Consider the following 12,716-nt stretch of genomic DNA (forward strand, 5'->3'; position numbering starts at 1 on the left):
CGTTAACATTGTCGAAGTTTATAAACTAAGTTTTGGATTTCCTACTTCCGTTCTTAGCTTATTTAATTTGTTTAAAGCTTTCTTTTCAAACCTAGCTAACACTTTTTTGTAATCTTTATTTGCAAGTGGGTCTTTATTGTGGATTAACATATGATATTTCTTGTTCATAATAATCAAATTATCATAGTTATCATTACCGCCTTGGGCTGTTGGTTTAATATGGTGGCATATAGCTATTATGAGGAGTCAGTCGTTCCCCTGTAATGCCACAGCACCTTTTTTGAGCAACATATTTACTTAAGCGGTTGTTTTCATATAAAACACTTTTTGCTTTATATATTCCTTTACGAAACATTTCGATTTCACGTACGGACACATATGTTAATTCTTTATGGATGGATTTCCTATCTTTTTCACAATAAATTGTGAATCCAGGTTTCCTTTGTCCTCGAATATCATGTCGTATAGCTTCAATCGGATAAACGAGCAACCCATTGCTTTTAAATCTTGGACAATTGTAATCTCCATAGAACTTATCAATGACATTGTTCGTTTCCTTTGTATAAACAAAGACGTTTCTAAACATCAATGATTTTATATTCGGATGAACTTTATGTCTTATCTCATTAAATTCTTGAGAAATTCTCGTTGCAACTTTGTAATAGTTGTGCAAACCAAGAATGTTCGAATTAAAATTCATCACTTTCTCTGGAGTGGGACTTTTCCTCATCTTAACGAGTTGGTGGCGAATAACACCTAGTACCTTCTCTTTTGCCTTCGAGTCCATCTTTGAGTTTACGATATAACCTGTTTTGGCATTTCCTTTTTGAACCGCTCTAAACCGAATTCCTAAAAAGTCTGTTCCGTTTTTTCGTAAGTTTGTGATTTTACTCTTTTCTTCACTGATTTCAAGTCCTAGCCTTTCTTTGAGCCAATTCTCTACCGCTATTTTAATCTTTCTAGCATTGTCGTAGGAGTTTGTGAAGATTTTAAAGTCATCCGCATACCTTACGAGATACATTGGTTTCAACTTTGTCTTTTTAAGTGCATCCGTTTTATTGCGTTTCAATTTATAAGGCACTCTTGCCGCTTTGTTTCCCATTGGTTTGACACCCACCAGTCAAGTTCATTTAAGACAACATTGGCTAGTAATGGGGATAATATACCGCCTTGAGGAGTCCCTTTAACAGGAATACCTTCACCCTCAACTTCCGCCTTTAGCATTTTTTTGATGATAGATAACACTCTTTTGTCCCTTATTCCAATTGTCCATAGCTGCCTCATAAGCTTTTTATGATTAACGTTATCAAAGAAACCTTTAATATCTACATCCACTACGAAGTGCTGATGACTGTGATTGACCATATGGTAACACCTTGCTAAAGCATCATGAGTGCTTCGTTTTGGTCGAAACCCATAGCTTTGCGGGTGAAATTTCCCTTCAACAATTGGCTCCAAAACTTGCAGGAACATTTGTTGTATTAATCGGTCCTCAATCGTTGGAATCCCTAAGGGTCGCATTTTTCCGTTCGGCTTAGGGATAAGTACACGTCTGACTGCATGTGGCATGTAGTTTTCTAATCTCTTTTTCGTTAATCTGATTAGCTTGTTGGCATCCATTTTATTAAGATGTTTTATTGTGTGTCCGTTGGTGCCTTTCGTTTTACTTCCAGTGTTGCTTTTTAAGTTTCGAAAGGCTAACCGAATGTTTCCTTCAGAAATAATAAGCTCATAAATGTTTTTAAAATATCGACCCTTTTTACTTTCCTCATAAAGATTATCAAAAGTTGACTGTAAGCCGAAGTATTCGTTGTTTCTTAGTTTTTGAATCATTAAGTCAGCCAACTAATCACTTCCTTATGAAGTTTTCGTTTCTCTTTAGTCATACACGAATCTGACTTTTGTAGGTTTTGTTTCGACGTTAACGACTTGTGCCCTTCCCTCTGAAATATTTTATCCTCCGACTTATTGGTTATTCAGTCATCTCTGGCATTTCAGTAAACGGTACTACGGCACTACTGCCACTCCCGTAAAATGTGTTATAGCAATTCGCCTTTCCACATACCATCGTCATCGAAGTGCAACCTTCTCTTATGTCAGGAGCTTCACACGTTCCACTATTCCTATCTTTACATCATTCCCTTAGGTTCCCCCTAAATTCCGCTGAGCTTGACTATGCCTGTAACACAGTATGGATTTTCATAACCAAACGCTTACTCATCCACACTCAGAAGTCCTCATTGGACCCCGCAACATTTCTGCTGCGTGATATTCACGAAAAGTCAGTCGAGGGTTCGTCCCAGTGATTCTACTGATTCTAACCATAGGAATTTTATAGACACCAGACCTATCGTTCACAGAAAGCTTATGCTCCCCTTTCCTCGTCTTAAACGTTAGGGTGAACTTCAGCCTACTTTAACGGGCTTCAAACGATGTTGATGTTTGCAATATCACTATCGCTTGCCGTAGCTTCAGTGAGTGTGTTTCAGGGCGTTACTCCATCATTCCACACTTCGGAATAGCAGTTCTCCTAGCTTTAGCTAGTGCTTAACCTTTTCAGTTAAGAACGTGTCGCACTCAAGTCAATATCCGGTACTTTATCTCCTTTAAAGCCAAGGAACGTTTCAAACGGAATATCATGGCCGTCTTTTTTATATGGAATGCCGCAGTCGGGGCAGTCTTTGTCTTCAAGGTCAAAACCTGAACCTACGGAACCATCATCAAAAAACTCGGATTTTTTACATTTTGGGCAGACATAGTGCGGCGGGAGCGGATTGACTTCCGTAATTTCCGTCATTGTTGCCACAAATGATGAGCCGACTGATCCCCGGGAACCGACTAAATAGCCGTCATCAAGCGATTTTTTTACAAGCTTATGCGAAATGAGATATATAACCGCGAACCCATGCCCGATAATACTTTTCAACTCTTTTTCAAGACGGGCTTCCACGATTTCCGGTAAATTCTCCCCATAAATGCTTCTGGCCATACTGTAACTCATTTCACGCATCTCTTCATCAGCGCCTTCAATTTTGGGCGTGTATAAATCATCTTTGATTGGCTTTACTTCTTCGATCATGTCAGCGATTTTATTCGAATTTTCCACGACAATTTCATGTGCTGTTTCTTCCCCAAGAAACGAAAAAGCATCAAGCATTTCGTCCGTTGTCCGAAAGTGAACGTCCGGTAAAGTCTGGCGGTTCAGCGGGTTCGCACCGCCCATAGAGGAAATAAGAATGTGACGGTACACCTTATCTTCTTTGTTTAAGTAATGCACATTTCCCGTTGCGACAACGAGCTTCTCCTGTTCCCTGCCAAGCTGGATAATGTTTTGAATGATGTCTTCCAGCCCGGCTTCATCCTTGACAAGATCCATTTCAATCAGCGGCGCATTCACCTGTTTTGGCTGCACTTCTAGATAATCGTAAAATTGGGCCGCTTGACGCGCTTCCTCCATCCCTTTTTGCATCATGGCTTCAAACACTTCACCTTTGTTGCAGCCAGACCCAATCAATAGACCGTTCCGGTGTTTTTGCAAAACAGAACGCGGAATACGCGGCACCCGGTAAAAATAATTAATATGAGACAGCGAAACAAGCTTAAATAAGTTTTTTAAGCCTTCCGCATTTTGAGCAAGAATGGTGCAATGATAAGGACGCGCCCGTTTGTACGCGCCGCCTTCACCCATATAATTATTGAACTCATTATGTTTCTTTATGCCCTTCTCATCGGCTTCCTTCAACAGTTTGAATAAAATATAGCCGGTCGCTTCGGCATCATAAATAGCCCTGTGATGCTGCGTTAATTCGACATCAAATTTTTTCGCAAGCGTATTGAGCCGATGATTCTTCATGTCCGGATACAAAAGACGGGCCAATTCCAGCGTATCAATAACCGGGTTGTCCGTTCGGCCAAGGCCGTATTTCTGATAACCGGTTTGAATAAAGCCCATATCAAACGACGCGTTATGGGCCACTAAAATCGCATCGCCGCACCATTCTTTGAAATCCCGCAGCGCGACGTCTACATCCGGCGCATCCTTGACCATTTCATCGGTAATCCCCGTTAATTCAATCGTCGTCGCGGAAAGGGGATGATGCGGGTTGGCAAACCGTTCAAAACGGTCGATAATGTCTCCATCTTTTATCTTGACTGCTGCAAGCTCAATAATGGTGTCATATACAGCGGAAAGACCCGTTGTCTCCACGTCAAAAACGACAAACGTATCCGAAGCCAATTCCCGGTCTGCATCTCCATAGGCAATTGGAACACCGTCATCGACCAAATTCGCTTCCATTCCGTATAAAATTTTTATGCCGTTCTTTTTGCCGGCACTGTACGCTTCCGGAAACGACTGGGCGACCGCATGATCCGTAATGGCGATTGCTGAATGTCCCCACTTTTTCGCCTGGCTGACAAGTGTGCTGACCGATGTGACCGCATCCATTTGGCTCATAGGTGAATGAAGGTGAAGCTCTACCCGTTTTTTCTCTGCCGTATCTTCACGCGACGGCGGACGGATTTCGTTTATATCATTTGCGATCATGACGAGGTCACGCACAAATGTGTCGTTTTGAACTGAACCCCTTACGCGCACCCACATGCCTTTTTTGATGCGGTTAAACATCGCCGCATCTTCTTTGTCGCGGGAAAACATTTTGACCATTAATGAATCTGTATAATCCGTTATTTTAAACGTCAGCAGCGTGCGGCCGCTGCGAAGTTCTTTTGTTTCCGCATCAAAAATATAACCTTCAGACGCAATGCGGCGTTCTTCATCAATAATTTCTTCAAGCCGTTTAAACTCACTGTCAGGCTTAATGGTATACCCAATTGTGACAGGCCCGGAGTCTTCTGCAGCGCCATCCTCCTGCTCTTTCACACGATTTTGCATATCGATAACGGCCTGTCTTGCCCGTTCCGCATCCTCTTTTCGCTTTTCTTCAAGAAATTTCTCGTACTCTTCGTTTTGCGCATTCTCGGTTACCTGAACATCAAATGTGAGCGGTGGAAAGCCAAGACTTTCATAGATGTCACAAAGACGGCGTCCATATTTATTTTTCAGCGCCATCCCTTCCATTTCATTTTGCGTACGAAAGATTAACTTCGTACCGGACACAACTGGCTTTTGATTGTTTAACGCAGCGAGAAGCGGCGGCGCAATGCCATCAAGTTGACGGATACAGTAAGGCCAGTAGTCGGTAATGTGCTCCGGTGTGCAGGAACGTTCGTTAATGTCGATTGAAAATGTGACTGCTGCAAAAGAAGAGAATGTGTTTGTCAGCGCATCCGCAAAACGCATTAATATACCGCATGGGATAAGTGCCGGTGCGGAAAAAACGAAATGCCATTTCCTCTCCTGTTTCAGGACGGTCAATTTTTTTATTTCCGTCTCATCAAAATGACGGACGACCGCATCTTCTGTTAAACGAAGCTGTTCGAGCAAGATCAAAAATCGGCTCCGGCCGCTGGATGAATCTCCATTCATGTTTTTTCCCCCTTACGTAGAAAAGGATGAGCGGCAAATGCCGGTCATCCTTCTCGGTTTAAAGTGAAGCCTGCAGCTCACGAATGACGTTGACAACATTTTCGATTGTCGATTCAACCACGTCACCCGTTTTACGTACTTTTATTTCCACAATGCCTTCTGCCGCTTTTTTACCGGCTGTAACACGGACCGGCAAACCAATCAAATCGGAGTCGGCAAATTTGACGCCGGCGCGCTCAGCACGGTCATCCATTAATACACTCAATCCCGACTGACGAATGGCATCATAAAGAGTCTCCGCCGCTTCCATTTGCGCTTCGTCTTTCACATTGACCGGAATAAGGTGAACATCAAATGGCGCAATGTCAGCCGGCCAGACAAATCCTTTTTCATCATTAAACTGCTCGGCAATCGCAGCGACAATGCGCGATACCCCAATTCCGTAACAGCCCATGATCATGGGCTGTGTGCGTCCATTTTCATCCAGGTATACCGCATTCATCGCTTCACTATAGCGTGTTCCGAGTTTAAAAATATGCCCCACTTCAATACCTTTAGCAAACTGAATCACACCTTGTCCATCCGGTGATGGGTCCCCTTCTAAAATGAAACGAAGGTCGGCAAATTCAGATACGTTGAAATCGCGGTCCATATTCGCATTGACATAATGCCAGCCATCTTCATTCGCTCCGCAGACGATGTTTGCGATCGACTGAACCGCATTATCGGCAATAATTTTCACATCTGACGGCAGTCCCACCGGACCGAGTGAGCCGAATGATGCGCCAAATAAAGCGGATGCTTCCTCCTCAGATGCCATTTCTACTGTAACGGCATTCAACAGGTTTTTCAATTTGATATCATTAATTTCATGATCACCGCGGGCCAGCACCACAACCATTTCTTCGTCCGCTTTAAAAACAAGCGTTTTAATGCATTGTTCAGCCGGTACGTTTAAAAACGCGGCAACCGCTTCGATTGTTTTCGCATCCGGTGTTTCAACCTTTTCAAGCGGTTTTTGCTCATCTGTACTTTTTTCATAAACGGTGACAACTGGAGCCATTTCAACGTTCGCCGCATAACTTGATGTATCTGAATAGGCAATAGTGTCTTCGCCAATTTCGGATAAAACCATAAATTCATGCGTATCTTTCCCGCCCATTGCCCCTGAATCGGCAATAACTGCCCGGAAATTCAATCCGCACCGGCGGAACACATTTGAATACGCCTCAAATAGACGGTCATACACTTCATCTAAACTTTCCTGAGAAGAATGGAAAGAATACGCATCTTTCATCACAAATTCCCGGCCCCGAAGCAAACCGAAACGCGGCCGCTTTTCATCGCGGAATTTTGTTTGAATTTGATACAATGTCAGCGGCAGGCGTTTATATGATTTCACTTCATCCCGAACGAGTGCCGTAATGACTTCTTCATGTGTGGCGCCGAGTGCGAATTCACGTGAATGACGGTCTTTCAAGCGCATCAATTCCGGACCGTAAGTTTGCCAGCGGCCGGATTCCTGCCAGAGTTCTGCCTGCTGTAATGCCGGCATTAACAATTCAACTGCTCCGGCATCGTCCATTTCTTCACGGACGATGTCTTCCACTTTGCGGAGCATTTTCTTCCCGAGCGGCAAGTAGCTGTACACACCGCTCGCATTTTGCCGTATAAAGCCGGCGCGGAGAAGGAGCTGATGACTTTTTACTTCTGCATCAGCCGGCACTTCTCTCATTGTTGGAATTAACGTTTTGCTTTGTTTCATTCAATCGCACCTCGACTAAAAAGTAGTTGTTCTATTATTGTAAAAAGAAACGCTGTATGTCGTTCCATGTGACGACAATCATTAATAACATTAATAACGCAAATCCGACGAAGTGGACCATCCCTTCCATTTGACGGTCAACGGGCTTGCCGCGTACACCTTCGTAAAGAAAGAACATTAGACGGCCTCCATCCAGTGCCGGAAGCGGCAGCAAATTCATGATGCCGAGGTTGATGCTTAAAACGCCGGCCCATTTCATTAAGTATAAAATGCCCGATTTCGCAACGGTATCTGTTGCTGCATAAATACCAACCGGACCGGACAGCATATCAATGGAAAATTGACCGGTTACAAGCGTACCAAGAAGACGGAAAATTTCCGTTGTCCAAAAATATACTTCTTTGGCCCCATACGTGAATGCACCGACAAATGATTTTTCAAAAGGGCTATGGACCCCAATCCGGCCGAAGGTTTCCCCTTCTGCTTCTTCCGTTGACGGTGTGACCGGCACCATCATTTGCTCTCCGTCACGTTCAATGTCAAATGTGAGCTCCTCGCCAGGATTTTTTTGAATCACCGAGACAATATCCTCCCATGATGACATCGTCTCGCCGTCAATGGCCGTAACGCGGTCCCCTTCCTGCAGTCCAGCTTCAGCAGCCGCACCATCCTTCGTTACGCTGCCCAGCATCGGATCGTTCGTGGGAATACCTTGAATCAGCGCAATCAACACGAATACAATAAAAGCCAAAATAAAGTTAAATAACGGACCAGCAAAAATAGCCATTGCACGCTGGGACAGTGTTTTTGAGTTAAACTGACGATCCCAAGGCGCAATTTGCGTGCTTAAATTATCTTCGGTCATTAACGCTTCACGGTGAACACGAAATGTTTTTAATTCATCTTCTCCTTCTTCGTATCCGCTGATTGTCAGCCCATGCTCAAGATCCGCTTTTTCAATCTCGATGACCCGCGCTTCTTTAAAACGGTCACGGCCATTGACAATTAAGTTGACGGCTTCACCAGTTTCGTTAAAAATGACACCAATACGCTGTCCGGCTTTCAGTTCCGTCATTTCGGGATCTTCGCCTGCCATGCGAACATAACCGCCGAGAGGCAGCAAGCGGATCGTATAAACCGTTTCTCCTTTTTTATGAGCAAAAATTTTCGGACCAAATCCAATCGCAAATTCCCGGCATAAGATCCCTGCTCGTTTGGCAAACAGGAAATGACCAAGCTCATGAAAAAAAACAAGCGTGCCAAATATAACGATAAACGCTATTACGGTATTCAAACGTTTCTAACCACCTTTTTATGATAAGAATGAGCGCACAAACGCTCTTGCTTCAGCATCCGATTCCATAATCGCCCCAAGTTCCGGTGAAAGAATGACATTGTGCTGTTCCATCGCGCGTTCCACCATCTCTTCAATTTGCAGGAAAGTAAGTTTCCCATCAAGAAATGCGGCAACTGCTTCTTCGTTGGCGGCGTTCATGACAGCAGGCATTGTCCCTGCCGTTCTTCCTGCTTCATACGCAAAATGAAGCATCCGATACCGGTTAAAATCTGCTTTTTCAAAATGCAGACGCCCTATTTCCACTAAATCCAGCGGCATTGTATCCGGCAGCGGCAGACGGTCAGGCCAAGTCAATGCATATTGAATCGGCACCCGCATATCCGGCGAACCAAGCTGTGCCATTACGGAACGGTCATGAAATTCTACCATTGAATGTATGATGCTTTCCCGATGTAAAATAACATCTATTTGATCATATGGCAAGCTAAAAAGCCAGTGTGCTTCAATTACTTCAAGCCCTTTATTCATCATTGTGGCAGAATCTACTGTGATTTTAGCGCCCATTGACCAGTTTGGATGGTTCAGCGTCTCTGCCACCGTCACATCGGCAAGCTCTTCCCGCTTTTTGTCACGAAAGCTTCCTCCAGAAGCCGTTAAAATAATTCGGCTGACATTTTTGTTGCGTTCTCCTTGCATACACTGAAAAATCGCCGAATGCTCACTATCGACCGGGAGTAATTCCACACCCGCTTTTTTAGCAGCAGCGGTCACAATATGTCCTGCCGTTACTAACGTTTCTTTGTTTGCAATCGCGATCGTTTTGCCTGAATCAATTGCGCTTAATGTCGGCTGAAGCCCGACGCTGCCAATAACAGCATTCACAAGCGTATCCGCTTTATAATAAACGGCAGCTAGTTCCAGTCCCTGCGACCCGTGCATGATCTGGACATTCGGGTATTCGGACTGAAGACGTTCAGCATCATCTTTATCGACAACGGAAACAAAATCAGGCATAAACTCGTTGATGATCTGTCTTGCCGCATCCACATTTCTTCCTGCGGAAAAAGCAGAAAGCGTGAATGATTCCGGATTCTTTCTGATAATATCGAGCGTTTGTACGCCGATCGATCCGGTGGCCCCGAGCAGACTAATCGTTTTCAAAAAATCATCTCCTTACAATAGTTGAAGCATATGCAATAGCGGGAATACAAAGAGCCAGCTGTCTGTCCTGTCTAAAATCCCCCCGTGGCCCGGCAGTAATGTTCCCGAATCCTTCACATTATAATGACGTTTCAATGCCGATTCAGCAAGATCGCCAATTTGTCCTGCGACAGATAATAAAGCCGTGGCGAGCAGTACCCATACAGCACCCGCTTCAAAGTCAATCATAAACAAAAAGATAATCGCTACCACTACAGCCGAAGCAATACCTCCGTAAAAACCCGCAACTGTTTTGTTTGGGCTGATTTCCGGCCACAATTTCCGTTTACCGATTGACCGGCCGACAAAATAAGCGCCTGAATCCGTTGCCCATGTAATGAACAGCGCGAAAAAGACAAACATGATCCCTGCTTCTCTCGTTTCAATCATATAGAAAAATCCGAAGCCGATATATAGGGGAGCGAGCACGCAAAATGCGGCTTCGTCAAACGTAAATCTATTTTTAGTGATGACGGTATACACTAAGAAAAGAAGGACGAAAACAAGCAGGAGCTCCATTTTTCCGTACCCTGCCTTCTGCCATTCGCCCGCAATAGTTGATGGAAGCAGCAAAACAAATGAAAGCAATACAGACAACAGTCCCGGCAACGACACTGTCGGAATGCCTTTCATTTTTAACGCCTCCAGCACGGCTGCTGCACTCATCGTATAAACGAGCATAATAAATGGCAGCCCTCCATACAAAACGATTGGTAAAAACGCAGCGGCTGCAATGACACCCGTGATAATTCGTTGTTTCATCATTCATAATCCCCCAGCTTATTCTTCACGACAACCCGCCGAAGCGCCGCGATCTTTTTTGAAAAGCGGCCACTGCTTCAAGAAGGTCTTCTTCTGAAAAGTCGGGCCATAATACATCAGTAAAGAAAAATTCGGTGTATGCCAGCTGCCAGAGCATAAAGTTGCTGAGGCGGTGTTCTCCGCTCGTGCGGATGAGCAAATCAGGCTCAGGCAAATGACTCGTCATTAAATAGCGGGAAATCGTTTCGTCACATATTTCATTTTTCTTTAAAACACCCGATTGTACATCGTTCATCATTGCGTGAAACGCTTTTACGATCTCTGCCCGGCTGCCGTAATTTAAGGCGAAATTTAAGATAAGTCCGTCATTTCCTGCTGTCTTGTCCATCGCATTTTGAACAGCCTTTTTTGTATGAGTAGGCAGCTGCTCCATATCACCGATCATTTCCACACGCACATTTTCTTCTATGAGTTCCGGTAAAAAGGTGGATAAAAATTCTTCCGGCAATTTCATTAAAAAATCGACTTCCAATTTCGGACGTTTCCAATTTTCTGTTGAAAATGCGTATAGAGTCAATACTTTTACGCCAATCCGGCTTGCGGTTCGAGTTATTTCCCGTACCGTTTTCATTCCTTCGTTATGTCCGGCGATACGCGGCAATGCCCGTTTTTTTGCCCAGCGGCCGTTTCCATCCATAATGATGGCAATATGTACAGGTATATTTTCTTCTGAAATCGTCGTTTCCCCTGTATGTTTTGATTGCCAGAACCACTGTTTTTGTCCCATACAACATCCTCCACATCGCTTCTTCCTATCCATTTTAACATATAAGATGATTTCATAGGAAATGCGGCGATAAAATCCAAAAAAAGAAACCCTCTTGCCAGCAAGAGGGTTTCTTTTTTACACTTCCATAATCTCTTGTTCTTTCTCTTTTGCGATGTCATCCACTTTACGAATGTATTCATCCGTCTGTTTTTGAACATCTTCTGTGTAGCCGCGAAGATCATCTTCCGTTATATCGCCGCTTTTTTCACTTTTCTTTAAATCGTCGTTCGCATCACGGCGAATGTTGCGGATTGCCACCTTCGCATCTTCCGCTTCCTTTTTCACAAGCTTAGCGAGTTCTTTACGGCGCTCTTCTGTCAATGCCGGGAAGTTTAAGCGAATCACTGAACCATCATTCGATGGCGTTAAACCAAGATCCGATTTCAAAAGCGCTTTTTCAATGTCACCCATCGATGTTTTATCGTACGGCTGAATAACTAAAAGACGCGCTTCCGGAATACTGATGGAAGCAAGCTGATTAATCGGCGTCGGTGCCCCGTAATAATCGATTGAAATACGATCCAATACATTTGCACTTGCCCGTCCGGCGCGGATTGACGCCAGTTCACGTGTGAAAGCTTGAATCGCTTTATCCATTTTTTCTTTTGACTGGTCGATAATTTGCTGTGCCAAGATTATTTCCCCCTTACGATTGTTCCGATATTTTCACCCATAACCACACGTTTAATATTCCCTTTTTCTGTTACCGAGAAAACAACAAGTGGAATATCGTTATCCATACATAAAGAAGAAGCTGTTGAGTCCATAACCGCCAGTCCTTCTTTAATGACATCAAGGTATGATAATTCTGTATATTTCACTGCGCCTGCATCCATTTTCGGATCCGCACTGTAGACACCGTCCACATTATTTTTCGCCATTAAAATAACTTCCGCTTCAATTTCGGCCGCGCGCAATGCAGCGGTTGTATCGGTTGAGAAGTACGGATTGCCTGTACCTGCCGCAAAAATAACAACGCGCCCCTTTTCAAGATGGCGGATTGCCCGTCTGCGAATGTATGGCTCTGCGACCTGACGCATTTCAATCGACGTCTGTACCCGCGTTTCAATGCCAAGCTGTTCCAGGCTGTCCTGGAGTGCCATAGAATTCATGACGGTAGCCAGCATGCCCATATAATCAGCCGTAGCACGATCCATTCCCATTTCACTGCCGATTTTTCCACGCCAAATGTTGCCGCCGCCAACGACGACCGCCACTTCAACGTCGAGTTCACTTACTTCTTTCACTTGTTCAGCAACCGATTGAATGACCGTCGGGTTAATCCCAAAACCGGCTTCGCCCGCTAATGCTTCACCACTTAATTTTAATACAACGCGTTTATACTTAGGCTGGCTCATGTAGACCTCCATCTGTT

Annotated in this window: 9 protein-coding genes and 1 pseudogene; all 10 read right to left on the reverse strand. The window is 44.2% G+C overall.

Annotated elements, in window-relative coordinates; all coding sequences use genetic code 11:
• Positions 1-214: 214 nt before the first annotated feature.
• The 10 genes and pseudogenes from BTO30_RS07445 to pyrH all read right to left on the reverse strand — a co-directional run bounded on the left by BTO30_RS07445 (position 215) and on the right by pyrH (position 12,699).
• A complete protein-coding gene (locus tag BTO30_RS07445; protein ID WP_281248599.1) occupies positions 215-1,102 on the reverse strand; it encodes a reverse transcriptase domain-containing protein in 888 nt (295 codons plus the stop codon).
• On the reverse strand, positions 1,066-1,845 hold the full coding sequence (locus BTO30_RS17855; RefSeq protein ID WP_281248600.1) for a reverse transcriptase domain-containing protein: 780 nt from the start codon (positions 1,843-1,845) through the stop codon (positions 1,066-1,068). Before BTO30_RS17855 ends, BTO30_RS07445 begins: the two co-directional genes overlap by 37 nt.
• Before the next feature lie 730 nt (positions 1,846-2,575).
• Positions 2,576-5,488: pseudogene (locus tag BTO30_RS07455) on the reverse strand (PolC-type DNA polymerase III); the annotation flags it as partial.
• 58 nt (positions 5,489-5,546) lie between these two features.
• Complete coding sequence (locus tag BTO30_RS07460) at positions 5,547-7,253, reverse strand: proline--tRNA ligase (RefSeq protein ID WP_075398100.1); 1,707 nt, start codon at positions 7,251-7,253, stop codon at positions 5,547-5,549.
• A gap of 34 nt (positions 7,254-7,287) precedes the next feature.
• Positions 7,288-8,547: an RIP metalloprotease RseP gene (gene rseP / locus BTO30_RS07465; protein ID WP_075398101.1), complete on the reverse strand. Its 1,260-nt coding sequence runs from the start codon at positions 8,545-8,547 to the stop codon at positions 7,288-7,290.
• Positions 8,548-8,565: 18 nt separating this feature from the next.
• Complete coding sequence (dxr, locus tag BTO30_RS07470) at positions 8,566-9,711, reverse strand: 1-deoxy-D-xylulose-5-phosphate reductoisomerase (RefSeq protein WP_075398102.1); 1,146 nt, start codon at positions 9,709-9,711, stop codon at positions 8,566-8,568.
• 12 nt (positions 9,712-9,723) lie between these two features.
• The gene (locus BTO30_RS07475; RefSeq protein ID WP_075398219.1) at positions 9,724-10,512 is read right to left on the reverse strand and encodes a phosphatidate cytidylyltransferase; all 789 of its coding nucleotides are present in this window, start codon (positions 10,510-10,512) and stop codon (positions 9,724-9,726) included.
• Between the two features lie 25 nt (positions 10,513-10,537).
• Positions 10,538-11,299, reverse strand: a complete 762-nt coding sequence (locus tag BTO30_RS07480) for an undecaprenyl pyrophosphate synthase (protein ID WP_075398103.1) — start codon at positions 11,297-11,299, stop codon at positions 10,538-10,540.
• Positions 11,300-11,416: 117 nt separating this feature from the next.
• Entirely contained in the window at positions 11,417-11,938 is a 522-nt protein-coding gene (gene frr, locus BTO30_RS07485; protein ID WP_425429446.1) for a ribosome recycling factor, read from the reverse strand.
• A 38-nt stretch (positions 11,939-11,976) separates the two neighbouring features.
• Positions 11,977-12,699 (reverse strand): UMP kinase, encoded by a 723-nt coding sequence (gene pyrH / locus BTO30_RS07490; RefSeq protein WP_075398105.1) that lies wholly within the window; start codon positions 12,697-12,699, stop codon positions 11,977-11,979.
• Between the last annotated feature and the right edge of the window lie 17 nt (positions 12,700-12,716).

This window comes from Domibacillus antri (genome assembly GCF_001936625.1).
Classification (GTDB): Bacteria; Bacillota; Bacilli; order Bacillales; family Domibacillaceae; genus Domibacillus; species Domibacillus antri.